This is a genomic window from Frigoribacterium sp. NPDC087798 (genome assembly GCF_044742985.1).
Taxonomy (GTDB): Bacteria; Actinomycetota; Actinomycetes; order Actinomycetales; family Microbacteriaceae; genus Frigoribacterium.
In genome coordinates, this window is sequence record NZ_JBIUVP010000001.1 from 539,059 (window position 1) to 563,627 (window position 24,569).

Consider the following 24,569-nt stretch of genomic DNA (forward strand, 5'->3'; position numbering starts at 1 on the left):
GGTCAGGAGCAGGACCCCTTGGTGCCGATGCCGCTCGACGAGATCGGCAGGCCCGGCGACGTGACGTCGAGGGTCGCCGCCGACGGCGTGACGTCCACGGCGGTGAGGGTGGTGCCCTGGGGCAGGTACTGCGCGGCGCACACGTCGAAGGCGTAGCCGCCGATGAAGGGGGCGAGGTCGAGCGACACCGACGTGTCCCGCAGCGACGCCGTGGTCGGGGTGAGCGAGATGACCCGGCCCTCGCTCGTGATCGAGGGGGTCGCGACGACGTCCACGGGGACGACCGTGTTCACCAGCGGGATCGTGAAGTCGCGGGCGTAGGTGACCTGTCCTTCGCCGAAGGAGATCGCTCCTCCGCTCTCCTGCACGGCCGCGAGCCCGTTGACGGTCGCCGCGTCGGCGGTGATCGTGCCGGTGATGGCCCCGGTCGATCCGCTCAGGTCGGTCGGCACGTCGCGGACGTCGAAGTCGAACGACAGGCCATCCGAGGACCCGGCGGACGAGATGATGGCCTGGTCGATGGTGCCCTGCACCAGCTGCCAGAGCATCGAGAAGCCGCCGATCTGCACGTCGACGGGACCGGCCGCGTCGCCGAGTTGCTGCGAGATCTGCTTCCCGGCCTGGTCCTCGGCGACCGTCCGCACGACGAGGTCGGCGACCACGGCCAGGATCCCCAGCACGACCACGATCCCGAGCAGGACGAAGACGAAGATGCCGAAGCCCCGGCCTCGGCGGCGGGCGACGGGCTTGGCCTCGAAGAAGTCGGAGTCGATGTCGCTCATCGGGCCATCTTGTCAGCCGGGTGGCGAGGGACGCTCACGCCGCGCCTCCTGCGGTCGAGACCGAGGAGGCACGGCGCGCGCGGTCACATGCGGTCGGGTGCCGAGACGCCCAGCAGTCCGAGCCCGTTGCGGATGACCTGGCCCGCCGCGTCGTTGAGCCACAGGCGGGTGCGGTGCAGGTCGGTGACCTCGTCGTCGCCGAGCGGCGTGACGCGGCACGTGTCGTACCAGCGGTGGTAGGTGCCGGCGAGTTCTTCGACGTAGCGGGCGACGCGGTGCGGCTCGCGCAACTCGGCGGCCTGGACGACGACGCGGGGCAGCTCGGACAGGGCGCCGAGCAGGGCGCTCTCGGTCTCGTGCGTGAGCAGCGACGCGTCGAACGCGTCCCGCGTCACGCCGGCGGCCTCGGCGTTGCGCGCGACCGCACGGGTGCGCGCGTGAGCGTACTGGACGTAGAAGACGGGGTTGTCGTTGCTGCGCTTCGTGAGCAGGTCGAGGTCGATGTCGATCGAACTGTTCACCGGGCTGCGGACCAGCGAGTACCTGCCGGCGTCGACGCCGACGGCGTCCACGAGGTCCTCCATCGTGACGACGGTGCCCGCACGCTTGGACATGCGCATCGGCTCGCCGTCGCGCAGCAGGTTGACCATCTGGCCGATGAGGATCTCGAGGTTGACGCCCGGCTCGTCGCCGAACGCCGCGCACATCGCCATCATGCGACCGACGTAGCCGTGGTGGTCGGCGCCGAGCATGATGAGGTTGCGTTCGAAGCCACGTTCGCGCTTGTCGAGGTAGTACGCCAGGTCGCCGGCGATGTAGGCGGCCTCGCCGTCGCTCTTGACGATGACGCGGTCGCGGTCGTCGCCGAAGTCGGTGGTGCGCAGCCAGGTGGCGCCCTCGGACTCGTAGACGTGCCCGAGCTCGCGGAGCCGGGCGATGGCGCGCTCGACGGCCTGGGATTCGTGCAGCTCGTTCTCGTGGAAGTACACGTCGAAGTCGACGCCGAAGTCGTGCAGGGACGACTTGATGTCGGCGAACATGAAGTCGACGCCGGCGGCGCGGAAGACCTCTTGCGCCTCGTCACGCGGCAGGGCAGCGGCGTCGACGCCGGTCGAGGCCACGACTCGCTCGACGATGTCGCCGATGTACTGCCCGCCGTAGCCGTCGTCGGGGGTGGGTTCGCCGAGCGCGCTGGCCAGGAGGCTGCGGGCGAAACGGTCGATCTGCCCACCGTGGTCGTTGAAGTAGTACTCGCGGGTGACGAGCGCGCCCTGCGCCTGGAACACGCGGGCGAGGCTGTCGCCGACCGCTGCCCAGCGCACGCCGCCGAGGTGGATCGGGCCGGTGGGGTTCGCCGAGACGAACTCGAGGTCGATGGTGACGCCTCGGTAGTAGTCGCCGCGACCGTAGGACTCGCCCTGCTCGACGATCGAGCGCGCGAGGAGGCCCGCGGCCGCGGCGTCGAGGCGGATGTTGATGAACCCGGGGCCCGCGACGTCGACGTCGGCGACGCCGTCGACCTCGGCCAGGTCGGCCGCGATGTCGGTGGCGAGCTCACGGGGGTTCGTGCCGACGCGCTTGGCGAACTTCATGGCCACGTTCGACGCCCAGTCGCCGTGCTCGCGGTTCTTCGGACGCTCGAGCGCCACGTCGCCCTCGGTCACCGCCACGTCGAGGGTGCCTCGGCGTTCGAGGACGCCCTGGACGACGGCGAGCAGGGACGTGGAGAGTTCGGCGGGAGTCACGAGGGTCGATCTTACCGGGAGGCACGGAGACGACGGCGAGCCCGCCGTCGGTGATGATGGAGGGATGAGCCCCGCCTCGACCCGCTCCCCCGTCGTCCTGCGCACCCTCGTCGTGACGGGTGCCCTCGCCCTGACGCTGACCGCCTGCACGGCACCGTCGCAGGCCGCGCCGAGCGCGACCCCGACCTCGGTCGAGGAGTCGCCCTCCACCCCCGTCGCCACGCCGACGGCGGCGGCCACGCCCGAGCTCGTGAGCACGCCTTTCGACGTCGACTGCGGCGAGCTGCTCGATCCCGGCTCGCTCGCGGCCTGGTACCCGGGGATGACGGCCGTCGCCGACGACGAGGCGAGCGGCGACGCGAGCCGCGACGGCGAGGCCCTGCAGCAGGTCGCCGACGCGGACGGCACGACGTGCACGTGGCAGGACTCCAGCGGCGCCACCGTCACGGTCGGTGTCGCGCACTTCGACGCGGACAGCCTCGACGAGCTGGCCAACGACCTCGTCGCGACCAGCAACTCGGTGCCGACCTTCGGCGTCGAGGGCTACTTCGACACCCCCGGTGAGATCGGCACGGCCGAGGCGTTCTCGTCGCCGGCGTTCGTCGTCGCCCGTTCGACGACCTTCCTCGAGCCCGGCGACGCGGAGCCGGTCGTGTCGGCCGTGCTGTCCGCACTGAGTCAGGTCGACTGAGACCGAGGGCGAGAGGCGGGCTCGGGTGAGGGGCGCGGCCTAGGCGACCAGCGCCTCCTGGTCCGTTCGCGAGGCGGCGGACGCGGCGAGGCGACCCACCTCGACGGAGGCGGCCAGGGACGCCAACAGTGCCTCGAGTTGGCCGACCGGAGCTCCTCTGTCTTCGGGGTGCCACTGCACGCCGACGACCGGGGCCGAGTCGTGCTCGACGGCCTCGACGGTGCCGTCGGAGGCGCGGCCGACGACGCGCAGGCCCTGGCCCAGGCGGCCGACGGCCTGGTGGTGCGCGCTCTGGACGACGGGCTCGGTGCCCAGGGCCCGCGCGAGGCGACTACCGGGCTCGAGCCCGACGGCGTGCGGGTGCATGAGCTGATCGACCGGCGCGTCGGGGGTGCGGTGCACCCCGTCGTGGTCGTCCAGGTGTTGCACGAGGTCTCCGCCGAGGGCGACGTTTATCAGCTGGTGGCCGCGGCAGATACCCAGCAGCGGAGTGCGGCGGGCGACGGCGCGGCGCACGACGGCGAGCTGGGCCTCGTCGGCCACGGGGTCGTGGCGACCCTCCCCCGGGTAGCCGGTCGCGCCTCCGTAGAGACGGGGAGAGAGGTCCTCGCCACCGAGGATGACGATCGCATCGGCGTCGGCGGTCACGCGCAGCAGCTCGTCGGTGCCGAGGTCGCCCGCGGCGAAGCGCGTCGCCCGCCAGCCCGCGGCCTCGGCGGTCGCGCGGACACGGGAGTTCATGTCGTCGACGTAGGCGTGGTACTCGGGGGCGTGCGGCCGGTGCCGGGTGACCTCGACCACGGCGAGACGCATCGAGGCGACGGCGGGGTCGCTCGGGCGGGTCGACGGGGCGGCGTACGAGGTCATGGCTCCATGCTGCCGTCGGGACGGGCGCCCTGCCAGGTGCGTGTCGTCGCGTTACGCCGCTGCGGCGGCAGCGGTCGCGCCGCCGGCTCCCTCAGGGGTGGTCAGGGCCACAAGGAGGCGCGGGTCCAGCCGTCGCCGTCGCGGTCGTACCGCAGGCGCACCTGGTCTCGGCCCGTGGTGGCCTGCCAGAACTCGATCGACGTCGGGTCGACCCGCCAGGCCGTCCAGTCGTCGGGGACGAAGGTGTCGTCGGACTCGATCGTGGCCTTGGCCTCGGCGAGGCGACGCCGCGTCTCGGCCTCGTCGGTGATCGGGCTGCTCTGCGGCTGCGTCATCGCGACGGCGCGCGAGTCGGGGTGGCGAGCGGTGAAGTCCTTCTCGCTGACGTCGCGCGGACCGGGCGTCGCCCGGCCGAGCACGCGGACCTGGCGGCCCTGCTCGCGCCAGTACAGGGTGAGCGCCACCCGGGGGTTCTCGGCGATCTGCCGTCCCTTCGGGCTGATCGACGAGGTCGCGAACCAGAGGGCACCGTCGTCGACGTCCTTGAGGAGCAGGGTGCGGGCCGTGACGTCGCCGTCGGACGACGAGGTCGAGATCACCATGGCGTGCGGCTGGGCGACGTCCTGGTCGACGGCCTCGACGAGCCACGCGACGAACTGGTCGACCGCGTCGTCGGCCACGTCGTCGACGTCGAAGGTGGGCAACTCGGGGTGGAAGACCTTGGCGGAGCGGAGACGCTCGCGCAGCGTCGGACCCTCGGGGTCGGTGCGGTCGGAACGGGTGCCGGAGTCGGCTCGGTCGGTGCGGGTGTCGTCGGTCACTCCCCCACGATGCACCTCCTGCGGCGGGGCCGTCCCAGGCCGGACCGATTCGCTGCTAACCTGGACGACGTTCCCGGGCCCCCATAGCTCAGGGGATAGAGCACTGCCCTCCGGAGGCAGGGGCGGCAGTTCGAATCTGCCTGGGGGCACCACTTCTTCTCTCGAAGCCCCTCTCGATGCGACGGCCTTCCGGTGCCGCGGTCGAACGGAGCCGGCAGGTCAGTCGGACTGCTGGCGGCGGGCGCGGACGGCGTCGTCGCGGTCGAGCTCGCGACGCAGGACGCGTTCGGGGACGGCGACGTGCTCGGCGGCCTCGCGCATGCTCGCTCCCCCGGCCCGCAACTGACGGGCCGCGTCGAGGCGGCGTCTCGAGACGGGGGGCTTCGGGGTCTGCGCCACCCGCGCCTCCTGCCGTTTGCGGGTCTCGGCGCGGTGGAGCTCGCCGCCGACCTGCTCGTCGAAGCGGGCCAGGGCGGCGGTGACGCGGAAGAAGAAGCGGCCGTAGGCGTTGAGCTCGTCGATCTGCTCGTCGATCGAGCGGAAGGCGACGCCCAGGGCGTCGAGGGTCGCCATCACCCCCACCAGCTCGGCCACCGAGCGGCCGATCCGGTCGACGTTCGTCACGACGAAGACGTCGCCTTCCCGCAGGCTGCCGATCGCCTTGGCGAACTCGGGGCGGGACTGCCTGGTGCCGGTGGCGTGGTCCACGAAGACCCGTTCGCACCCGCCCGCCCGCAGGCGCTCCGCCTGACGATCGGACGACGGGTCGTCTCGCGAGATGCGGGCGTACCCGACGACGGTCACGGTGGGCCTTCCGGCGAGGCGAGGGTGGACAGAGAGGTGAGGCCCCGCCGACGGCGAGGCCTCGAGGACGTCCGCCCGGAGGCGCGCGTCAGTGGTGGGTCGAACTCAACTGTAGGTGAGCGCGATCACCGCGACGTCGAGCGTGCGATACGAACCCTCACGCCGGACGGCCGTGCGGACGCGCCCCCGCAACACCTCGAACAACCCGTCGGACTCGTGCACGAACCCGATCACCCCGGCGGTCGGCGTCGACACGCGGTGGAATCCGTCACCCAGGGGGACGACCTCCGCTCGGGACGTGCGCTCCAAGACAGCACCCATGATGTCTCCTTCTTCGTTCTCCGGCCCTCGTACCGGGCCGTCATCGCAGCGTACCCCGCATGTGGGGTACAAGTCCCCGTGGAGTTGTCAGACTGGTCCTCTGACTCGTTCCTCGGACAGAGGCGAGGCCTCGCCGTCCGATCAGGCCGGCGGAGCCTCGGGCAGGGCCCCACGACGCCGTCGGCGACCGGCCGCGATCGTGACCCCGACGCTCGCCGCCGTGACGCAGGCGAGGGCGACGACCTCGCGCACCCCGAGCGCCTCGCCGAGCACGACGAGGCCGGCCAGGGCTGCCACCGCCGGCCCCAGGCTCGACAGGACGCCGAACACGCGCGTCGGCAGCCGCCGCAGCGCCACCGACTCGAGCGCGTACGGGATCGCGGAGGTCAGGGCGGCCACCACGAGGAACACCAGCAGGAGGCGCGGGTCGGCCCGGACGGCCACCGTCGCGTCGTGCGCCCCGAACGGGACGACCACGAGGGCGGCGACCAGCATCGCGGTCGCGAGGGCTCCCATCGGGTCGCGGCCTCGACCCAGGGCGGCGTTCGCGAGGATGTAGCAGGCCCAGAACGCCCCGGCGCCGAGGGCGAGCAGCACGCCGACGACGGGGATCGCCCCGGTCGAGTCGGAGCCGAGCAGCACGACCCCGGCGAGGGCGAGCAGGGCCCAGGCCGCGTCCCACCAGCGTCTCGTCTGCACGAGTGCCACGACCAGCGGACCGAGGAACTCGAGGGTGACCGCGACCCCGAGCGGCACGACGTCGATCGCGAGGTAGATGAGCGAGTTCATCCCGGCGAGGGCGAGGCCCAGCAGGACCACGCCCGGCCACGTTCGGCGGGGCCATCGCCAGGGGCGCGGTCGGAAGACGAGCACCAGGAGCGTCGCGCCGAAGGCGAGGCGCAGGCTGGCGGCGCCCAGCGGTCCCAGTGCCTCGAAATGCGTCTTGGCGAGGGCGGCCCCGAACTGCACCGAGACGATCGCCGCGACGGCGAGCAGGGGCGACGGCACACGGCCGAGGGGGCTGGGGTTCACGGGGCTCCGGGTTCGTCACGGGGTGCGCGGCGGCACAGTACGATCGTGGCATGAGCGACGCCTTCTCCGTCATCTCGCCGGTGGTGGAGCTCTTCGGCTGGTTCGGGTTCATCGTCGGCACGCCCTTCCTCCTGGCCGGGTGGGTGCTCCGGCGCCGCGCGACCCGCCTCGAGAGCACCGTCGGCGTGGTCATCCCGCCGCCCGACTGGGCCCGTGCCGCCACCGCCCGATGGATGGACGTCGACGGGCAGCTGCACGAGACGCAGTTCGGCGACGTCCCGGTGACGACGCCGCTCGAGACCGAGCTCACCGTGCACTACGACCCCGACCGACCCCACCGGGCCCGCGTCCACCCCCCGCACGACGACGGACGGGCTCCCCGCACCGTGGGGGTCGTGCTCTACGCCGTCGGGGCGGTCTGCGCCGTCGCGTCGGTGGGCCTGCTCTTCGTCTCCTGACCCGTCTGGCGGCCGGTTCGACGTCGCCTCCTGCGCGCGCACGGCACCCCGGGCGGTCTGACGGGGGCCGTCGATAGACTCCCCCGCAACGAGCGAGGGGAGCGTCGTGAGCACGAGATCCACGACCGGCCGACGACCGACGAGACGAACGGTGGCCGCCGTCGCCACGGCGGTCCTGGCCGTGGTCGGCACGATCGCCTTCGGTGCGGTCCCGGCTCAGGCCGTCGAACCGGTCGAGTTCTCGGGCGCCTACGTGGTCGACCAGGCCGACGTGCTGTCGAGCGCGGACGAGGCCGAGGTGACCGACGCACTCGACCGGCTCGCGACCGACACCGGCGTCAACCTCCTCGTCGTCTACGTCGACTCCTTCTCCTCGCCTTCCGACCGCACGGCCTGGGGTGAGGCGACGGCGTCCCTGAACCAACTGGGCGCGAACGACGTGCTGCTCTCGGTGGCGGTCGACGACCAGTTCTACGACCTCTCGGCCGACACGTCCGTGATCTCGGAATCGGACCGGCAGGCGCTGCAGACCGACGTCGTCGTGCCCGAGCTGCGTGACGGCGACTGGGCCGGTGCCGCCGTCGCCCTGGCCGACGGCATCCGCAGCGACGAGGCCGGGCCCGACCTCAGCTGGGTGCTCTGGGCGCTGCTCGTGCTGGTCCTCGTCGCGGCGGCCGTCGCCGTCGTCGTCGTGGTCCGCCGGGCACGACGTCGACGCAGCGAGTCCGACGCGCAGGAGGCCCGCCAGGACGAACTCGACAAGCGTGCCGCACGGGTGCTGGTCGCCCTCGACGACGAGTTGACCGCGGGCGCTCACGAGGTGGGTTTCGCGGCGGCACAGTTCGGCGACGACGCGGCGCGACCGTTCGCCGAGGCACTCGACGCGGCCCGGGTGCACGCCCGCGAGGCCTTCGCCCTGCAGCAGAAGTTGGACGACGCCGTTCCCGACTCCCCCGAACAACGCCTCGAGTGGACCACCCGCATCATCGAGTTGTGCGAGGCGGCCGACGCGTCGCTCGCCGAGCAGTCCGCCGCGTTCGACGAGCTGCGTGAGGCCGAGGGGCGGGCACCGAGCGACGTGGCGGCACTCCCCGGCGAGATCGCGACCCGACGAGCCCGGCTCGCCTCGGCCCGCACCCTCATCGGCGAGCTGACCACGATCTACTCGGTGCGGGCGGTCGCGTCGATCGACCAGAACGACGACCAGGCCGACCGTCTGCTCGAGTTCGCCGACGAGAGGGTCGGTACGGCGGCGACCGCGCTGGCGTCGTCCTCCACGTCGGAGGCCGTCGTCGCCGTCCGAGAGGCCCGTCAGGCCCTGGCGCAGGTCGACCAGCTGCTCAGCGCGGTCGACGGGGCCGCCGAGTCGCTGCGGACGGCGGGCAACACCATCTCGGCCATGACCCTCGACCTGCGGCAGGACATCGCGACGGCCGAGGGGCTGCCCGACGGTTCGGCCCCGCAGGGCGTCGACGTCGCCGGCTCCGTCTCGGCTGCACGGGCCTCCGTCGCGCTGGCCGAGACGACGACCGACGACCCGCTCGCCGTCGTCGCCTCGCTCGGTGCTGCCAACGACCGCATCGACCAGGTGCTGGCGGCCGTGCGCGACGACTCCGAGAAGCAGCGCCGGGCCCAGGCGGCCCTCGACCAGGCGCTGCTGACCGCGCGGAGTCAGATCAGCGCCACCCGCGACTTCATCGAGACCCGTCGCGGCGGCATCGGCCCGCAGCCGCGCACCCGGTTGTCCGAGGCCGAACGTCACCTGGCCACCGCGGTGTCGCTCGCGACGTCCGACCGCGACGCCGCACTGTTCGAGGCCCACCAGGCCGTCCAGTTGTCTCAGGCCGCAGCCGCCGGTGCCGAGGCCGAGGTCTCGTCCTACCAGCAGGCGAGCCCGTTCGGCGGCGGAGTCGGCACGCGGGGGTCGGCCGGGGCCGATCTCGGCGGCATCGTCACCGGCATGCTGCTCGGTGGACTCTTCAGCGGGGGTGGCGGCGGCTTCGGCGGTGGCGGCGGAGGCTTCGGCGGGGGTGGCGGCGGCTTCGGTGGGGGCGGTGGCTTCGGCGGCGGGGGTGGCGGCGGAGGCGGCCGCAGCTCGGGCGGCGGCCGGTTCTAGGGTCCGCCCGTCACGGTCCACGCCCCGTTCCGCCCCATCCCCCCACCACCCCGAGACAGCAGCACGACCGACAAGACGAGCACCACTCCACGGCACCACCTCTCGAAAGGACGCACCATGGCAAAGCAGTCGATCTTCGGACGCATCGCGCAACTGACCCGCGCGAACATCAACAGCCTGCTCGACCAGGCCGAGGACCCCAGCAAGATGCTGGACCAGATGGTCCGCGACTACACCAACAGCATCGCCGAGGCCGAGGAAGCCGTCGCGACCACCATCGGCAACCTGCGCCTCCTCGAGCAGGACCACGCCGAGGACGTCGCCGCCGCCGCGGACTGGGAGCGCAAGGCCCTCGCGGCGAGCAACAAGGCCGACGAGCTGCGCTCGTCGGGCAACACGGTCGACGCCGACAAGTTCGACGCCCTCGCTCGCGTGGCCCTCGGCAAGCAACTGCAGAGCGAGAAGGAGGCGAAGACGGCAGAGCCGCAGATCGCCTCCCAGACGGACGTCGTCGACAAGCTCAAGACGGGGCTGGGCGGCATGCGGTCCAAGCTCGACCAGCTCGCCGCCAAGCGCGACGAACTGAACGCGCGCTCGAAGACCGTCGAGGCCCAGACCAAGGTCGCCGACGCCGTCCAGAGCATCGACATCCTCGACCCGACGAGCGAGATCAGCCGCTTCGAGGACAAGGTCCGCCGCGAGGAGGCCAAGATGCTCGGTCGTCAAGAGCTCGCGGCCTCGAGCCTCGACGCCCAGTTCGAAGGCCTCGACGACCTCGGGGAGCAGACCGAGGTCGACGCCCGCCTCGCCGCCCTCAAGCTCGGCGCGCTCGACAAGTGAGCCAGCCGCCGCCCGTCACGCCTGCGCCGGTGGACGTCCCGCCGGTGCAGGCGCGCCGGGCGGCACCCCGCCTGATGGGCGTCGACGTCGCCCGCGGCCTCGCCGTGCTCGGCATGTTCGCCGCCCACATGTGGCCTCGGCCGCTGCTCGACGAGCGCGTCTTCGACGGGCGGTCGGCGATCCTCTTCGCGACCCTCGCCGGCGTCTCGCTCGGTCTGATGTCGGGAGGCGCCCGGCCGACGCCCCGTGGCGGTCGAGGGCGGGTCGTCGGCGGGATCGCCATCCGGGCGGGCCTGCTCGTCGTGCTGGGCCTCGCGTTGCAGGCCTGGAACCCGTACCTCCTGGTGATCCTGCCCTACTACGGTGTGATGTTCGTCCTGGCACTGGGTCTGCTCTTCGCCCCCCGGGCCGTACTGTTGGCGGCCGCCGCCATGCTCGCCGTCGTGGCCCCGTGGCTGGCCTCGTCCGTCCCCGTCGACGCCTACGGCGACACCGCGGTGTCCGGCGCCGCCGGCCTGGCGACCCAGGCCCTGCTCGTCGGCGCCTACCCGGCGCTGGTCTGGACGCCCTTCCTGCTCGTCGGTCTCGTCGCGGCTCGTTCCGACCTGATCCGCACCCGGACCCAGGTCACGCTGATCGTCGCCGGGACGTCGGCCGCGATCGTGGGGTACGCGGCGCGCTTCCTGCCCGGCGCCTCCTCGATCCCCTGGTTCGACCCGGCCGACCACGAAGGCATGCCTGCCGAGATCGTCGGCTCGGGCGGCGTCGCCGCCGCCGTGCTCGGACTGCTCCTGCTCGCCACCACCCCGCGTCGTCCCCTGACGCCCGAGGGTCGGGGACGAGGAGGCGCGGCTGCGGTCGTCCGCACCGTCCTCCGACCCCTCGCGGCCACGGGCGCGCAACCGCTCACCGTCTACACGGCCCACGTGCTGATCACCGCGCCGCTGTTCACCGTGTACCGACTGTCCGACCCGACGGCCGCCTACGGTCTGCCCCTGGGCCACCTGGTCGTCGCCGTCGTCCTCACGCTCGTCTACGCCACCCTCTGGCAACGGTACGTCGGGCGCGGGCCGCTGGAGCGCGCCGTCGGGGCGCTGAGTCGTCCCTGGGCCTGGAGCACGGGCCCCCGCCCGTGACAGACTGACGCCCGTGAGGTTCGTCGTGGTTCCACAGTGGCAGGGTTCTCCGTCGTCGCGCGCGATGCGGCTCGCCGAGGGTGCGTACGCCATCCTGGGAGACCTGCCGTCGACGGCCACCACCCTGGTCGAGGTCCCGGTGGGTGCGGGCGACTCGCTCGGCACGCGGGTGCACCGGCTCTCGTCGGTGCTGACGATCGCCGAGTCGGTCGGACGCGAGCTGCGGACCGACGACTCCCCCGCGATCGTGGTGGGCGGCGACTGCGGCGTCGAGTTCGCGGCGGTCCGCCACGCGGTCACCCCCCGCACCGCCGTGGTCTGGTTCGACGCGCACCCCGACCTCCACAGCCCGCGCAGCAGCGAGAGCGGTGCCTTCAGCGGCATGGTCCTGCGGGCCCTCATCGGTGACGCCACCGAGGACCTCCCGACCATCGGCCCCGGCCCGACGCCCGAGCCGCTCGACCCCGCCCGGGTCGTGCTCGCCGGGGCTCGCAGCTACGACGACGCGGAAGACCGCTACATCGAGAGCCGCCACGTCCCCACGGTGTCGTCGTTGGACTTCGACCCGGCCGAGGTGGTCGCCGCCGTCGAGGCGTCCGGCGCCACCGAGGTGTACCTCCACGTCGACCTCGACGTGCTGGACCCGGGGGTGATCGCGGGCCTGCTCGACCCGCAGCCGTTCGGTCTCGAGCTCGGGGTGCTGATCGAGACGATCACGGCCCTGAAAGAGCGCTTCTCCCTGGTCGGCGCGGGCCTGTGCTCGTTCGCGCCGGTCGACGCCGAGGCCGCCTCCGACGACATGGGCCCGATCCTGCGCATCCTCGGAGCCCTGTCCCGATGAGTGCGGGCCCCCCGAGCGCCGCCCCGGCCGACCCCGCCGCCTCCGCCGCCGACCGTCCGCGCGTCACGGTGGAGCGGGACGGCCACGTGCTGCTGATCGGCCTCGACCGGCCCGAGAAGCGCAACGCGGCCGACCTGCGGATGCTGCGCGAACTGGCCCTGGCCTACGGCGAACTCGACCGCGACCCCGACCTGCGGGTGGGACTGCTCTTCGCCAACGGCGACCACTTCACCGCGGGACTCGACCTCGGCGACGTCGTGCCCGCGGTCACCGCGGAGGGCCTCGACGTGGTCCCCGAGGGTGGTCTCGATCCGTGGCAGGTCCACGGTCGCCAGGTGGGCAAGCCCGTGGTGATGGCCGTGCAGGGGACCTGCCTGACCCTCGGGGTCGAGCTCGCCCTGGCGAGCGACGTCGTGGTGGCGAGCCGGGACGCCCGCTTCGGTCAGATCGAGGTGAGCCGCGCCATCCTCCCCTTCGGTGGCGCGACGATCCGCCTGCCACGACGGATCGGCTGGGGCGACGCGATGCGGTACCTGCTGACCGGCGACCTCCTCGACGCCGAGGAGGCGCGGCGCATCGGACTCGTGCAGGACCTGGTGGACGTCGGGTCGGCATTCGACCACGCCCTCGACCTCGCCCGTCGCATCGCCGCCCAGGCACCCCTGGCCGTGCAGGCCACCCTGGCGAACGCCCGGCTCGCGGTCCGTGACGGCGACGCCGCGGCCGAGGCCCGCCTGCAGCCCGAGCTCGTGCGGCTGCTCGCCTCGGACGACGCCCGGATCGGGTTCGAGACCTTCGTCTCGCGGACCGCTGCCGAGTTCACGGGACGCTGACCGCGCCTCCTCGGTCGTGGGCACACGAAAGAGCCCGCCCACCCCGAGGGGTGGACGGGCCCGAGAACGAGGCGGATCGGCCTACTTGAAGACGTCCTTGACGTCTTCGCCGACCTTCTTGGCGGAGGCACCGGCCTGGTCCTTCTGACCTTCGGCCTTCAGCTCGTCGTCGCCCTTGCGGTCGCCGAGAGCTTCTTTCGCCTTGCCGGCGATGTCCTGAGCGGCGTTCTTGATCTTGTCGTCGAGTCCCATGTGTGCCTCCTCGTAGGTTGACGCGCTCCCCCGCAACGATCGCGGTGGTGCGCTGATGTGAGGGACGCTACCCGTGCCTCCCGGATCTCGCTCGTGCCGTTCAGGAAAGACCCAGCAGGTTTCACGAAACGGCCACGCCCGCCCGGGGACCCGCCTGAGAACGCCGGGCCCCGGGCGACTAGCGTCGGGGCCATGACGACTTATGACCTCATCGTGATCGGAGCCGGCGCTGTCGGCGAGAACGTGGCCGACTACGCCACCCGCAACGGGCTCAAGGTGGGGCTCGTGGAAGCCGAGCTCGTCGGGGGCGAGTGTTCGTACTGGGCCTGCATGCCGTCGAAGGCGCTGCTCCGCTCGAGCGCGGTCGTCCGTGCGGCGAAGTCGCTCGACGGGGCCAAGCAGGCCGTGACCGGTGACGTCGACGTCGCCGCCGTGCTGCGTCGCCGCGACTCGTTCACCAGCAACTGGGACGACTCGGGCCAGGCCGACTGGGTCGAGGGCGCCGGCATCGACCTGATCCGCGGGCACGCCACCATCACCGGCGTCAAGGAGGTGACGGTGAACGGCGAGGTGCACCACGCGACGTACGCCGTCGCCGCGGTGACCGGTTCATCGGCGCTCCTGCCCGACATCCCCGGCCTCGCCGAGGCGAAGCCCTGGACCAGCCGTGAGGCCACGAGCGTCGAGTCGATGCCGCAGAGCGTCGTCATCGTCGGCGGTGGCGTCGTCGCCGCCGAGATGGCCACGGCGTACCAGCAGCTCGGCTCGACCGTCACCCTGGTCGCCCGCAGTGGTCTGCTCGGCGGCCAGGAGCCCTTCGCCGGCGAACTCGTGGCCGACTCGCTGCGGGGTCTCGGCGTCGACGTGCGCCTCGGGGTCTCGCCCTCGACCGTGCTGCGCACCGAGCACGACACGGTCGAGGTCACCCTCGACGACGACTCCACCGTCATCGCCGACGAGATCATCGTCGCGACCGGCCGTGTCCCCCGCACCTCCGACCTCGGCCTCGAGAACGTCGGGCTCACCCCGGGCGACTGGCTCGACGTCGACGACACCATGCTCGTCAAGGGCACCGACTGGCTCTACGGCGTGGGCGACGTCAACCACCGCGCCCTGCTCACCCACCAGGGCAAGTACCAGGCCCGCGCCGCCGGCGAGGTCATCGCCGCCCGCGCCTTCGGAAAGCCCGTGCACGCCGAGCCGTGGGGCGCCCACGTCGCCACCGCCGACGACGCGGCCGTGCCGCAGGTCACCTTCACCGACCCCGAGGTCGCGAGCGTCGGCCTCACGGCCGACGCCGCCGGCAAGCGAGGCATCGACGTCAAGGTCGTGGACTACGACCTCGCCGCGGTCGCCGGTTCGGCGATCCACTCGGACGAGTACAAGGGCCAGGCGCGGCTGGTCGTCGACGAGTCCCGCGGCGTGATCGTGGGCGCGACCTTCGTCGGCCCGGACGTCAGCGACCTGCTGCACGCCGCCACGATCGCCGTCGTCGCCGAGGTGCCGATCGACCGGCTGTGGCACGCCGTCCCGTCGTACCCGACGGTGAGCGAAGTCTGGCTGCGCCTGCTCGACGCCTACGGCCGTCCGTGAAGAACCCCCTGCTCGACTCCCCGATCTCGAGACTCGGCTGCGCCTGGGCGACGGCCGTCGGTCTCGCGGTCGGGGTGCCGCTCAGCGTGGGGCGGGTCCGCATGGTCGGTGACCTGATCGTGTGCAGCGGTCTGCCCCGCTGGGCGTTCAAGCGGGGAGGCACCTGTGTCGGTCGGGTCTACCTGACCCGGGACAACGACGGGCCACGCGTCCTCGAACACGAGGCCGTGCACGTCCGTCAGTGGCGGAGGTACGGCATGCTGATGCCCGTACTGTACTTCCTGGCCGGCAGCGACCCGCTGTCGAACAGATTCGAGATCGAGGCCGGCCTCGAGAAGGGCGGATATCGATGACCCGCACCGTGATCATCACCGGGGCGAGCAGCGGCATCGGCCGCGAGGCCGCCCGCGAGCTCGCGAAGGGCGGCGCCGAGATCGGCGTCGTCGGACGTAACCCGGAACGCACCCAGGCGGTCGCCGACGAGGTGGGCGGGACGGCCTTCCTGGTCGACTACGACCGGCTCGACGACGTCCGGTCGTTGGCCGACCGGTTGCTGGAGCGCTATCCCCGCATCGACGCCCTCGCCAACAACGCCGGAGGTCTCGTCAGCGAACGAGGCCTCACCGCGGACGGGTTCGAGCGCACCCTCCAGTCGAACCACCTCGCACCGTTCCTCCTGACCAGGCTCCTCCTGCCCCGCCTCGTCGAGAGCGGTGGCCGGGTCGTGTCGACGGCCAGCGCGGCCAACCTGCTCGGGCACGTCCGACTCGACGACCTCAACTGGTCGAAGCGTCGATGGGCCGGGGGCTGGCGTCAGTACGGCACGACCAAGATCGAGACCGTCCTGTTCATCCGTGAACTGGCGAAGCGCACGGGCCTCGACGCGTTCTCGTTCCACCCGGGCATCGTGATGACCGGCTTCGGCTCGGATTCACGCTCGATGCGGGTCGCGAACGTCCTGACCAACGGCAACTACGGCATCTCGGCGTCGGCCGGCGCCGTGCCGTTGATCCAGCTCGCCGGGCCCACGACGATCTCGGTCGAGAGCGGCACCTACTTCGACCAGCTGTCGCCGCACGGTCGCCTGCACCGCCAGGCCACCGATCCCCTGCTCGCCGAGGCCCTCTGGGAGCGCACCTCCGAGCTCGTCGGTGTGCCCGCCGAGGTCTAGGCGCGACCACGATACGAGACGAAGGAGGCGCGACCGACGTGGTCGCGCCTCCTTCGTCGTCGAGGGCCTCGCCTCAGGACTCGGACTTGCCGACCCGCCAGTAGCCCATGAAGGCGACCTGGCGCCGGTCGATGCCGACCTCGCTGACGAGGAAGCGTCGGAGCGTCTTGATCGCCCCCGCCTCGCCGGCGAACCAGGCGTACAGGTCGGAGCTGACGGCGGTGCCGCGCGGATCGTCGCCCTGCGGGACGTCCCAGAGGATGTCGTGCTCGATGTCGACCTCGCTCACCTCGACGCCGTGGTGCCAGGCGGTCACGTAGCGGGCGGTCCAGCGGCGGACGGCGACCACCAGGGCCTCGCCGTGACCGGACGTGGCGTCTCGCCTCGGCAGCCAGTGGACGTCGACCCCGGGAGGCGCGACGAGGTCGAGCTCGTCGGCCGCGGTCGGGATCTCGATGAAGACGCACCCCCGGGCGTCGACCGGCAGGGCCTCGACGATGGAGCAGATGGCCGGGGCCGCCGTCTCGTCGCCGGCCAGCAGCACGGTGCGCGCGTCACCCGGTGACCACTCGACGCCGCTGCCGGTGACGCCGCTCGTCGCGTCGGGCCCGATGAGCATGAGCTCGTCACCGACGCGTGCGCGCCCGGCCCAGGCCGAGGCGGGGCCGGTGTCGCCGTGGCAGACGAAGTCGACGTCGACCTCGCGCCTCTCGGGGCGGGCGGCCCGGGCCGTGTAGGTGCGGAAGGCGTTCTGCTGCTCGGGCGGCAGGGCGCGCCACGAGGCGTACCAGTCGTCGGTCGGGAACGTGTCGTAGCCGGTGGCCTCGAGGGGCAGGACGACCTTGATGCGCTGGTCGAGGCCGTCGACGCCGAAGTCGCCCAGGTCGTCACCGGTGAACGTGATGCGCACGAACGACGGAGCGAGGCGACGCACGGCCGCGACCCGGACGCGGTAGGGGCGGTGGGCCGGCTTCGCCGGTCGCTCGACGGTGGCGGCGGACGTGGACGTACCCGGGGACGTGATCGTCATCGAGGGAGCCGGTCAGGCCGCGGCGGGGGTGCCGACGTGGAAGAGCTGGTGCAGGTCGTGCCGCAGGTCGTAGGCGAACGAGGGCGGGCCGCCGATCCAGACGACGTGGTCACCCGTCGCGACGGTCTCGGGTTCGACGTACATCTCGCCGAGCCACGCACGGACCGCCCGCTCGAGGGCCTGGCCGGGGGCGCAGGCGGTGCCGGTGCCGGGCACGCCCGAGCGGCGGTCCCGCGCGAGCCAGGTGACCGTGACGCGACCCGGCGAGGCGAGCGGCACGACGTCGGCAGCGCTCTCGACCTCGACGAACACCTGGCCCCTCGCGCAGATCGGAAGGACCGAGAGCATCTCTCGCAGGACGGGGATCGAGGTCGCGTCGGCGGCGAACAGGACGCGCAGGGCGTCGTGCGGCAGGGGCGGGTTCTGGTCTACGAGGAGCATGACCCCTTCAATATAGGTAAGGCTTGCCTCATCCGCCACACGGGTCTCTCGATTGACAGCGACCTCGCTGCCGTGATGGTAAGTTCTGACGGGTTCGGGAGTCCGTCAGCGACGCCCGGCGCAAGGGGCCGTGCCGTGTCCGACAGCAACACGGTGACGGATCGCGTGGACCGGTTCAGCAGCGACCGGGACTCCCCCGCCGAACGACCGAGGGGCTCTCCCGCGCCCCCGGTCCCTCGTCGCCGTGGACGATCCGCCACGGCCATCCCCGGAAGGCCCCACCAGGTGCGCACCCTCCCCCTCTCCGCCGCCGTCGCCGCGCTGTTGCTGCTCGCGACGGGTTGCTCGTCCGCCTCGTCCCCCGACGGGTCGGGCACCCCCGACCCCGACGCGACCGTCACGGTCGGCCTCGTGCTCGAGCCGAGCGACCTCGACATCCGCACCACGGCCGGCATCGCGCTCGACCAGGTGCTGATCGACAACGTCTACCAGGGCCTCGTCGGCCGCACGCAGGACAACGAGATCCGCGACGTGTTGGCCGCGAGCCACACGGTCAGCGACGACGGCCTGACCTACACGTTCACGCTGCACGACGGCGTGACCTTCCACGACGGGGCCACGATGACGGCCGACGACGTCGTCTGGTCGCTGTCCCAGGTCAAGGACGACGCCTCGCTCGCGAGCCATTCCGACCTCGCCGCGGTCTCGACCATCACGGCGCCCGCCGCCGACACCGTCGTGCTGACGCTCTCGCGACCCGACTCGTCCCTGCTGTTCGACCTCACCGGTCGCGCGGGCCTCGTGCTGCAGGAGTCCGCGACGAACGACCTCTCGACGACGGCGAACGGCACCGGCCCCTTCGAGCTGACGAGCTGGCGACAGGGCGACAACCTGCAGCTCGGGCGCTTCGACGACTACTGGGGCACCCCGGCGAAGGTCGCGGGCGTGACCTTCCGCTACGTGACCGACCCGTCCGCGGCGATCAACGCCTCGATCTCGGGTGACGTCGACGTGCAGACCGCGGTCGACGCGACCCTGTCGACCCAGCTCGACGGCGTGGACGGCATCACCCTCGAGAAGGGCAAGACGACCGACAAGTACACCCTCGCGTTCAACAACGCCGTCGCCCCCTTCACCGACGCGAAGGTCCGCAAAGCCCTGCGCCTCGCGATCGACAACGATGCCCTGATCGCCGCCGTCGGCGGGTCGGCGGTGGACCAGGGGGGCCCGATCCCCGAGCTCGACCCCGGCTACGAGGACCTCACGAGCGTCGACTCCTACGACCCCGACGAGGCGAAGGACCTGCTGGCCGAGGCCGGTCACGACGGTGACCTCTCACTCACCCTCGAGTACCCCAACGTCTACCCGGCCGCCATCGGCGACGTGCTGACGACGCAACTCAAGGCGGTCGGCGTCACGTTGACGGTGCAGCAGGTCGACTTCAGCACCTGGCTCGACGACGTCTACGTGAACAAGGACTTCGAGCTCAGCATGGTCAACCACGCCGAGACGCACGACTTCGCGAACTGGGCGAACCCGGACTACTACTGGGGCTACGACAGCGCCCCCGTGCAACAGCTCTACGCCGAGTCGATCGCGGCGACCGACCCGGAGGTGGCCGACGAGAAGCTCGCCGAGGCGGCGACGATCGTCTCGGAGGACGCACCGGCCGAATGGCTCTACACGGCCACGACGCTGACGGCGATCCACGACGGCGTCACCGGGTTCCCGACGAGCTCGACCACGACCCGCCTCGACCTGGCTGACCTGGCCACGACGGAGTGACCCGCTTCGTCGTCGGCCGCCTGCTCCTCTTCGTCGGGGGGCTGGTCGTCGCCAGCGTGCTGATCTTCGCGACGCTGCGGTTGCTGCCGGGCGACGTCGCCCAGACGATCGCCGGCACGACCGGCTCACCCGAGCAGGTCGCCGCCCTCCGTCAGCAGCTCGGCCTCGATCGTCCCGTCGTCGTGCAGTACCTCGACTGGGCCGGCGGGCTGCTGAGGCTCGACCTGGGCGAATCGCTCGTCACGGGGACGCCGGTGGTCGACGAGGTGCTCGACAAGCTGGCCGTCACCCTGCCCCTCGCGGGGCTCTCCCTGGTCTTCGGATTGCTGATCGGCGTCCCGCTCGGCGTGACGAGCGCGCTCCGCCGTGGCCGCGCCTCCGGGGTCGTCCTCGGCACCGGGGCCCAGCTGCTCGCGGCCGTGCCGGTCGTCTGGGCGGGCATGCTGCTGATCGGCGTCTTCGCCGTGACGCTGCGGTTGCTGCCGACGCAGGGGTTCCCGGCCGACGGCTGGAGCGAGCCCGGGCGGGCCTTGCGCTCGCTCGTGCTGCCGGCCCTCACCATCGGCATCGTCGAGGGGGCCGTGTTGTTGCGCTTCACCCGGTCGGCGGCGCTCGGGGCCCTGGACCAGGACTACGTGCGGACGGCCGCCGCCAACGGCATGACCCGGTCGCGCGCCCTCGTGCGACACGGGCTGCCCAACGTGATGCTCAGCATCGTGTCGATCCTCGGCCTGCAGGTGGCCGGCCTGATCGTGTCGGCCGTCGTCGTCGAGCAGTTGTTCACGCTGCCCGGGCTCGGCCGCATGCTGGTGACCGACGTCGGCCGCCGCGACCTGACCAAGGTGCAGGGTGAACTGATGACGCTGACCACGCTCGTGCTGTTCATCGGCCTCGTGATCGACGTCGTGCACCGGCGGCTCGACCCGCGCCTCCGCGAGGGCGACCGATGAGGCGCGGCGCGTTCGTCCGCGAGCTGCTGCGTCGACCGCAGGGCGCGTTCGGCGCCGGCTGGCTGACCCTGATCGTCCTGTCCGCCGTGGTCAGCCGGTTCTGGACCCCGCTCGACCCCTTCGACACCGACCCCTACTCGGCCTGGCTGACGCCCTCGCTCGGTCACCCCTTCGGCACCGACTCGATCGGCCGCGACATCTTCAGCTACGTCGTCGCGGCGACCGGCACGACGGTCGTGGTCGCCGTCGCCTCGGGCGTGGTCGCCACCGTGGTGGGGGTGGGGCTGGCCGCCCTCGGCTCGTTGACGTCCCGCTGGGTGCGCGAGTCGGTCGCCGTGCTGATCGACGTGCTCGTGGCGTTCCCGACGCTCCTGATCGCCATGGCCCTCGCGGCAGCGTTCGGCGGGTCCCTCACCGTCGTGGTCGTCGCCGTGGGGATCGGCTACGGCGTGACGATCGCCCGGGTCAGCCGGTCCGAGATCCGTCAGGTGGCGCGGACCGACTACGTGCTCGCCGCCCGGGCGAACGGGCTCGGCACCGGGGCCGTGCTGCGTCGCCACGTGCTGCCGAACATCGCGCCCGTCTTCGTCGTCCAGCTCTCGCTGTCGATGGCCACGAGCGTGCTCGCCGAGGCCGGACTGTCGTTCCTCGGCTACGGTGCCCCGGCCGACACCGCCTCGTGGGGGCGTCTGCTGAGCGACCTGCAGAAGTTCATCGGCGTGCACCCGGGGTCGGTCGTCTGGCCCGGGCTCGCCATCACGCTGACCGTCCTGGCGCTCAACCTGCTGGGCGACGCCGTGCGCGACGCCTCCGATCCCCGGTTGCGGTCCCGGCGGACGGGACGTGGCACCCCGGGCTCCCCCACGACGCCGGCTCCGTCCACCACTCCCCCGCGGGCCACCGCCCCGGGCGCCGCAGGCACCCCGACCACCCCGGGGGTCGTCTCGTGAGCCTGGTGATCGACGACCTCACCGTGACCGTCGGCGGCCGCCGCGTCGTCGACGGCCTTTCCCTCGACGTGCCCGACGGTGCGCGGGTCGGACTGATCGGCGAGTCCGGTTCGGGCAAGTCGATGACGACGCTGGCCGTGCTCGGCCTCCTGCCCGACGGTGCCCGCGCGACGGGCAGCATCCGGCTCGACGGACGCGAACTGCTCGGGGCGTCGGAGCGCGACCTCGCCGGCCTGCGCGGCCGCGTCGTCGGCACGGTCTTCCAGGACCCCCGCACGGCCCTCGACCCCGTCGTGACCGTCGGGCGACAGATCGCCGAGCCCCTCCGCCTGCACGGCAGCATCGGTCGCCGGGACGCCCGCTCGCGAGCGGTGGCCGCGGCCGCCGAGGTCGGCCTGCCCGACCCCGAGACCGTCGTGGACCTCTACCCGCACCAGCTCTCGGGTGGTCAGCGGCAGCGCGTCGGCATCGCCATGGCGCTGATCAACAGGCCGGGGCTCGTCCTCGCCGACGAGCCGACCACCGCGCTGGACGTCACCACGCAGGCCGAGGTGCTCGCGCTCTTCCAGCGCCTGGTCGACGAGCAGCGGACGTCGCTGCTCTTCGTCACGCACGACCTCGCCGTGCTCTCGCGCATCACCGACCACGCGGCGGTGCTGTCGCACGGGCGCGTCGTCGAGCGGGGGCCCGTCGAGCAGCTGCTGCACCGCCCCGGGCACGAGGTCACCCGCGGGCTCGTCGAGGCCACGAGGGCGACGACCTGGAGGGCCTCGTGAGCGACCCGACCACCGCACCCGCGCCTCCTCTGCTCGTCGCCCGGGGCCTCACTCGCACCTTCACCCTGCCGCGCCGGTCGCCCTTCCGACCGGGCCCGGTGCGCCACGCCCTGGTCGACGCCGACCTCGAGGTCGCCGCCGGCGAGAGCGTCGCGCTGATCGGCGAGTCCGGCTCGGGCAAGTCCACGCTCGTGCGCCTGCTGCTGGCCCTCGACGGGGCGACGTCCGGCACGGTGACCTTCGACGGGCGCACGGTCGCCCCCGACCGCGCCTCGCGCCTGCGCTGGCTGCGGCGGCAGACGGGCATCGTCCTGCAGGACCCCTACGCCTCGCTGGACCCCCGCATGCGCGTGGGCGACACCGTGGCCGAGCCGTTGCGCGCCCTGCGCGTCGAGGGCGACCACGACCGCCTGGTGGCCGAGATGCTCGAACGGGTGGGCCTCTCGGCCCACGACGCCGAGGCCTGGCCCCATGAGTTCAGCGGGGGCCAACGGCAGCGCATCGCCCTGGCCCGGGCCCTCGTGCACCGGCCGCGGCTGCTGATCGGCGACGAGCCGATGAGTGCGCTCGACGTGACCGTGCGGGCGCAGATCCTCGACCTGCTGCGCGAGCTGCGCGACGAACGCGGGCTGTCGCTGCTGCTCGTGTCGCACGACATCGGACTCGTGCAGCACCTCGCCGACCGGGTCGCCGTGCTGCGAGACGGTCACATCGTCGAGCAGGGCCTCACCGACGACGTGCTGCGTCGACCGCGGCACGACTACACGCGGACGCTGGTCGACTCGGTGCCGACGCTCGACTGAGCCCCGGCTCGTCAGCGGTGCCCACGCGGCTCACCACATCGGCGGGTGCCGACGCTGCCACCGCAGCCGCCGCTCGAGCTGGGCGCCGAGCGCGAGCAGGACGTCCTCGCGCCCCGGTCGCCCGATCAGCTGCACGCCCGCGGGGACGCCGTCGACCTCGCCCACCGGGAGGCTGATCGCGGGCAGCCCGGCCACGTTGACGAACGACGTGAACGGCGAGTACAGGCACTGCTGCTCGAAGTTGCGCTCGGCGTCCTCGGCGTCGTACCAGCCGAGCGGGCGGGGCAGCATCGCCAGGGTCGGCGTCAGGACGGCGTCGAAGGCCGAGAACCGCTCGACGACGGCGCGCTCGAACGACGCGAGCCCGACGAGCGCCGCCGACAGCTCGCGCGCCGTGACGCGTCGCCCCTGCTCGACCAGCCACCGGGTGACGGGCTCGAGCAGCGCCAGGTCGGCCTCGGTCTCGGCCGGGATGCCCGCCGCCCCCGCCTGCCAGATCGTGCGGAACAGCGCCGGGTAGTCGGACGCCGGCAGGGTGGTCTCGTCCACGCCGTGCCCCATCGTCGTGAGCAGGTCGGCGGTCTCGCCGAGGACCCCCAGGAGGCGCGGGTCGACCCGGACGTCGAACGCGTCGTCCCACGGGCTCGTCGTCATGACGGCGACCTGGAAGCGTCCCTCGCCCCGCACGGCCGTGCCGAGGTAGGCGCCGTCGGGTGACGGAGATGCCCAGAGGGCCTGGTGGTGGCGCGGTTCGCGCCCGTCGGGCGACACCATCGCGTCGAGCAGCAGGGCGGCGTCGGCCACCGACCGGGCCAGGGCTCCACCGACCGGCAGGCCCGCGAGGCTCGTCAGACCCGACTGCGCCGGCACGCGTCCCCGGGAGGGCTTCAGCCCGACGAGACCCGTGGCGGCGGCCGGGATGCGGATGCTGCCCCCGCCGTCGGACCCGGGCGCGAAGGGCAACAACCCCGCGGCGACGGCGGCCGCGGCGCCGCCGCTCGACCCGCCCGCGCCCGTCTCGGGCGCCCACGGGTTGCGCGTCGGAGGGCCCACGAGCGTCTCGGTGTACGCGGTCAACCCGTACTCGGGCGTGGCCGTCTTGCCCACGCTGATCGCGCCGGCCTCGTCGAGCGCCTCGGTGATCTCGGCCGACGTCTCGGGCACCCGCCCCCTGCTGAGGCGCGAGCCCGACCAGGTCGGCACGCCCGCGCGGTCGCTGAGGTCCTTGTCGGCCAGGGGCAGCCCCCAGAGCGGCGCGACCGAGGGGCCTCCGGCGGCCAGGGCGTCGGCCCGCGCGAGGGCGGCCTCGCCGGTCACCGTCACGAACGCGCCGACGTCGCCGTCGAGGCGGGCGATGCGCTCCAGGTAGTGGGTGGTCAGCTCACGGGGCGAGACCTCGCCGCGACGCAGCCAGTCCCACTGCTCGTGGGCGCTCAGGTGGTGGAGTTCGAACACCCGTCGAGCCTAGGCCGCGGCTCCGACCACGGATCTCGCTTTCTGGTACATTTGTCCCATTCGTGCTCCCCCGGCC

26 protein-coding genes and 1 tRNA gene are annotated in these 24,569 nt (G+C 72.7%); 16 read left to right on the forward strand and 11 right to left on the reverse strand.

Annotation, left to right across the window (positions count from 1 at the left end; all coding sequences use genetic code 11):
* Window positions 1-2: 2 nt before the first annotated feature.
* A complete protein-coding gene (locus ACIOSR_RS02520) occupies window positions 3-782 on the reverse strand; it encodes a DUF2993 domain-containing protein (protein WP_402751749.1) in 780 nt (259 codons plus the stop codon).
* An 83-nt stretch (window positions 783-865) separates the two neighbouring features.
* Window positions 866-2,527 (reverse strand): arginine--tRNA ligase, encoded by a 1,662-nt coding sequence (gene argS / locus ACIOSR_RS02525; RefSeq protein ID WP_402751750.1) that lies wholly within the window; start codon window positions 2,525-2,527, stop codon window positions 866-868.
* A 64-nt stretch (window positions 2,528-2,591) separates the two neighbouring features.
* Here argS and ACIOSR_RS02530 point away from each other — a divergent pair, with 64 nt between their 5' ends.
* Window positions 2,592-3,218 carry a hypothetical protein gene (locus ACIOSR_RS02530; protein WP_056045933.1) on the forward strand — a complete coding sequence of 209 codons (627 nt, stop codon included), beginning with the start codon at window positions 2,592-2,594 and terminating at the stop codon, window positions 3,216-3,218.
* A 39-nt stretch (window positions 3,219-3,257) separates the two neighbouring features.
* Here the strand turns inward: ACIOSR_RS02530 and ACIOSR_RS02535 are convergent, their stop codons facing one another.
* A complete protein-coding gene (locus ACIOSR_RS02535) occupies window positions 3,258-4,085 on the reverse strand; it encodes a gamma-glutamyl-gamma-aminobutyrate hydrolase family protein (protein ID WP_402751751.1) in 828 nt (275 codons plus the stop codon).
* A gap of 101 nt (window positions 4,086-4,186) precedes the next feature.
* A complete protein-coding gene (locus ACIOSR_RS02540) occupies window positions 4,187-4,906 on the reverse strand; it encodes a pyridoxal 5'-phosphate synthase (RefSeq protein ID WP_056045936.1) in 720 nt (239 codons plus the stop codon).
* A 77-nt stretch (window positions 4,907-4,983) separates the two neighbouring features.
* Here ACIOSR_RS02540 and ACIOSR_RS02545 point away from each other — a divergent pair.
* Window positions 4,984-5,058: transfer RNA gene (locus ACIOSR_RS02545), tRNA-Arg, on the forward strand.
* Window positions 5,059-5,125: 67 nt separating this feature from the next.
* On the opposite strand, the gene ACIOSR_RS02550 is transcribed toward ACIOSR_RS02545, so the two are convergent.
* The 3 genes from ACIOSR_RS02550 to ACIOSR_RS02560 form a co-directional block, all read right to left on the reverse strand.
* Window positions 5,126-5,710, reverse strand: coding sequence for a recombinase family protein (locus tag ACIOSR_RS02550; protein ID WP_173151004.1), 585 nt, complete (start codon window positions 5,708-5,710; stop codon window positions 5,126-5,128).
* A 105-nt stretch (window positions 5,711-5,815) separates the two neighbouring features.
* Window positions 5,816-6,031, reverse strand: a complete 216-nt coding sequence (locus ACIOSR_RS02555; RefSeq protein WP_148053617.1) for a hypothetical protein — start codon at window positions 6,029-6,031, stop codon at window positions 5,816-5,818.
* A 141-nt stretch (window positions 6,032-6,172) separates the two neighbouring features.
* A complete protein-coding gene (locus ACIOSR_RS02560; protein WP_123570250.1) occupies window positions 6,173-7,063 on the reverse strand; it encodes a DMT family transporter in 891 nt (296 codons plus the stop codon).
* Window positions 7,064-7,113: 50 nt separating this feature from the next.
* Here ACIOSR_RS02560 and ACIOSR_RS02565 point away from each other — a divergent pair, with 50 nt between their 5' ends.
* From ACIOSR_RS02565 to ACIOSR_RS02590, 6 genes are all read left to right on the forward strand, one after another.
* Window positions 7,114-7,521, forward strand: coding sequence for a hypothetical protein (locus tag ACIOSR_RS02565; protein WP_043596924.1), 408 nt, complete (start codon window positions 7,114-7,116; stop codon window positions 7,519-7,521).
* A gap of 106 nt (window positions 7,522-7,627) precedes the next feature.
* On the forward strand, window positions 7,628-9,637 hold the full coding sequence (locus tag ACIOSR_RS02570; protein ID WP_402751752.1) for a TPM domain-containing protein: 2,010 nt from the start codon (window positions 7,628-7,630) through the stop codon (window positions 9,635-9,637).
* A gap of 117 nt (window positions 9,638-9,754) precedes the next feature.
* Window positions 9,755-10,477: a PspA/IM30 family protein gene (locus ACIOSR_RS02575; RefSeq protein WP_056045949.1), complete on the forward strand. Its 723-nt coding sequence runs from the start codon at window positions 9,755-9,757 to the stop codon at window positions 10,475-10,477.
* Between the two features lie 29 nt (window positions 10,478-10,506).
* Complete coding sequence (locus tag ACIOSR_RS02580; protein WP_402751753.1) at window positions 10,507-11,613, forward strand: DUF418 domain-containing protein; 1,107 nt, start codon at window positions 10,507-10,509, stop codon at window positions 11,611-11,613.
* A gap of 13 nt (window positions 11,614-11,626) precedes the next feature.
* A complete protein-coding gene (locus ACIOSR_RS02585; protein WP_402751754.1) occupies window positions 11,627-12,454 on the forward strand; it encodes an arginase family protein in 828 nt (275 codons plus the stop codon).
* The gene (locus ACIOSR_RS02590) at window positions 12,451-13,287 is read left to right on the forward strand and encodes a crotonase/enoyl-CoA hydratase family protein (protein WP_402751755.1); all 837 of its coding nucleotides are present in this window, start codon (window positions 12,451-12,453) and stop codon (window positions 13,285-13,287) included. Before ACIOSR_RS02585 ends, ACIOSR_RS02590 begins: the two co-directional genes overlap by 4 nt.
* Before the next feature lie 81 nt (window positions 13,288-13,368).
* On the opposite strand, the gene ACIOSR_RS02595 is transcribed toward ACIOSR_RS02590, so the two are convergent.
* On the reverse strand, window positions 13,369-13,539 hold the full coding sequence (locus tag ACIOSR_RS02595; protein ID WP_043595102.1) for a CsbD family protein: 171 nt from the start codon (window positions 13,537-13,539) through the stop codon (window positions 13,369-13,371).
* Between the two features lie 192 nt (window positions 13,540-13,731).
* Here ACIOSR_RS02595 and ACIOSR_RS02600 point away from each other — a divergent pair, with 192 nt between their 5' ends.
* From ACIOSR_RS02600 to ACIOSR_RS02610, 3 genes are read left to right on the forward strand one after another with little or no spacing between them, the layout of a single operon-like run.
* Window positions 13,732-15,132, forward strand: a complete 1,401-nt coding sequence (locus ACIOSR_RS02600) for a dihydrolipoyl dehydrogenase family protein (RefSeq protein ID WP_402751756.1) — start codon at window positions 13,732-13,734, stop codon at window positions 15,130-15,132.
* On the forward strand, window positions 15,129-15,485 hold the full coding sequence (locus tag ACIOSR_RS02605) for a Fe-S oxidoreductase (protein WP_402751757.1): 357 nt from the start codon (window positions 15,129-15,131) through the stop codon (window positions 15,483-15,485). Before ACIOSR_RS02600 ends, ACIOSR_RS02605 begins: the two co-directional genes overlap by 4 nt.
* Window positions 15,482-16,303 (forward strand): SDR family NAD(P)-dependent oxidoreductase, encoded by an 822-nt coding sequence (locus ACIOSR_RS02610; RefSeq protein ID WP_267658653.1) that lies wholly within the window; start codon window positions 15,482-15,484, stop codon window positions 16,301-16,303. The genes ACIOSR_RS02605 and ACIOSR_RS02610 overlap by 4 nt, the downstream gene beginning before the upstream one ends.
* 73 nt (window positions 16,304-16,376) lie before the next feature.
* Here the strand turns inward: ACIOSR_RS02610 and ACIOSR_RS02615 are convergent, their stop codons facing one another.
* Window positions 16,377-17,333: a siderophore-interacting protein gene (locus ACIOSR_RS02615; protein WP_056045971.1), complete on the reverse strand. Its 957-nt coding sequence runs from the start codon at window positions 17,331-17,333 to the stop codon at window positions 16,377-16,379.
* Window positions 17,334-17,345: 12 nt separating this feature from the next.
* Window positions 17,346-17,774 carry an SIP domain-containing protein gene (locus tag ACIOSR_RS02620; RefSeq protein ID WP_123570261.1) on the reverse strand — a complete coding sequence of 143 codons (429 nt, stop codon included), beginning with the start codon at window positions 17,772-17,774 and terminating at the stop codon, window positions 17,346-17,348.
* A gap of 285 nt (window positions 17,775-18,059) precedes the next feature.
* On the opposite strand from ACIOSR_RS02620, the gene ACIOSR_RS02625 reads away from it, so the two are divergent.
* The 5 genes from ACIOSR_RS02625 to ACIOSR_RS02645 are packed head-to-tail and all read left to right on the forward strand — an operon-like array spanning window position 18,060 to window position 23,038.
* Window positions 18,060-19,559 carry an ABC transporter substrate-binding protein gene (locus tag ACIOSR_RS02625; protein WP_402751758.1) on the forward strand — a complete coding sequence of 500 codons (1,500 nt, stop codon included), beginning with the start codon at window positions 18,060-18,062 and terminating at the stop codon, window positions 19,557-19,559.
* Window positions 19,556-20,509 carry an ABC transporter permease gene (locus tag ACIOSR_RS02630; protein WP_402751759.1) on the forward strand — a complete coding sequence of 318 codons (954 nt, stop codon included), beginning with the start codon at window positions 19,556-19,558 and terminating at the stop codon, window positions 20,507-20,509. Before ACIOSR_RS02625 ends, ACIOSR_RS02630 begins: the two co-directional genes overlap by 4 nt.
* Window positions 20,506-21,459 (forward strand): ABC transporter permease, encoded by a 954-nt coding sequence (locus ACIOSR_RS02635; protein WP_402751760.1) that lies wholly within the window; start codon window positions 20,506-20,508, stop codon window positions 21,457-21,459. Before ACIOSR_RS02630 ends, ACIOSR_RS02635 begins: the two co-directional genes overlap by 4 nt.
* The gene (locus ACIOSR_RS02640) at window positions 21,456-22,235 is read left to right on the forward strand and encodes an ABC transporter ATP-binding protein (protein ID WP_402751761.1); all 780 of its coding nucleotides are present in this window, start codon (window positions 21,456-21,458) and stop codon (window positions 22,233-22,235) included. The genes ACIOSR_RS02635 and ACIOSR_RS02640 overlap by 4 nt, the downstream gene beginning before the upstream one ends.
* Window positions 22,232-23,038: an ABC transporter ATP-binding protein gene (locus ACIOSR_RS02645; RefSeq protein ID WP_402751762.1), complete on the forward strand. Its 807-nt coding sequence runs from the start codon at window positions 22,232-22,234 to the stop codon at window positions 23,036-23,038. Before ACIOSR_RS02640 ends, ACIOSR_RS02645 begins: the two co-directional genes overlap by 4 nt.
* Window positions 23,039-23,068: 30 nt before the next feature.
* On the opposite strand, the gene ACIOSR_RS02650 is transcribed toward ACIOSR_RS02645, so the two are convergent.
* Window positions 23,069-24,493: an amidase gene (locus ACIOSR_RS02650; protein WP_402751763.1), complete on the reverse strand. Its 1,425-nt coding sequence runs from the start codon at window positions 24,491-24,493 to the stop codon at window positions 23,069-23,071.
* Window positions 24,494-24,569: the final 76 nt, after the last annotated feature.

Coding starts and splice junctions, on each gene's coding strand:
- ACIOSR_RS02520 (WP_402751749.1), bottom strand. CDS start 782: ATGAGCGACATCGACTCCGACTTCTTCGAGGCCAAGCCCGTCGCCCGC.
- ACIOSR_RS02530 (WP_056045933.1), top strand. CDS start 2,592: ATGAGCCCCGCCTCGACCCGCTCCCCCGTCGTCCTGCGCACCCTCGTC.
- ACIOSR_RS02535 (WP_402751751.1), bottom strand. CDS start 4,085: ATGACCTCGTACGCCGCCCCGTCGACCCGCCCGAGCGACCCCGCCGTC.
- ACIOSR_RS02555 (WP_148053617.1), bottom strand. CDS start 6,031: ATGGGTGCTGTCTTGGAGCGCACGTCCCGAGCGGAGGTCGTCCCCCTG.
- ACIOSR_RS02565 (WP_043596924.1), top strand. CDS start 7,114: ATGAGCGACGCCTTCTCCGTCATCTCGCCGGTGGTGGAGCTCTTCGGC.
- ACIOSR_RS02575 (WP_056045949.1), top strand. CDS start 9,755: ATGGCAAAGCAGTCGATCTTCGGACGCATCGCGCAACTGACCCGCGCG.
- ACIOSR_RS02590 (WP_402751755.1), top strand. CDS start 12,451: ATGAGTGCGGGCCCCCCGAGCGCCGCCCCGGCCGACCCCGCCGCCTCC.
- ACIOSR_RS02595 (WP_043595102.1), bottom strand. CDS start 13,539: ATGGGACTCGACGACAAGATCAAGAACGCCGCTCAGGACATCGCCGGC.
- ACIOSR_RS02600 (WP_402751756.1), top strand. CDS start 13,732: ATGACGACTTATGACCTCATCGTGATCGGAGCCGGCGCTGTCGGCGAG.
- ACIOSR_RS02610 (WP_267658653.1), top strand. CDS start 15,482: ATGACCCGCACCGTGATCATCACCGGGGCGAGCAGCGGCATCGGCCGC.
- ACIOSR_RS02615 (WP_056045971.1), bottom strand. CDS start 17,333: ATGACGATCACGTCCCCGGGTACGTCCACGTCCGCCGCCACCGTCGAG.
- ACIOSR_RS02620 (WP_123570261.1), bottom strand. CDS start 17,774: ATGCTCCTCGTAGACCAGAACCCGCCCCTGCCGCACGACGCCCTGCGC.
- ACIOSR_RS02635 (WP_402751760.1), top strand. CDS start 20,506: ATGAGGCGCGGCGCGTTCGTCCGCGAGCTGCTGCGTCGACCGCAGGGC.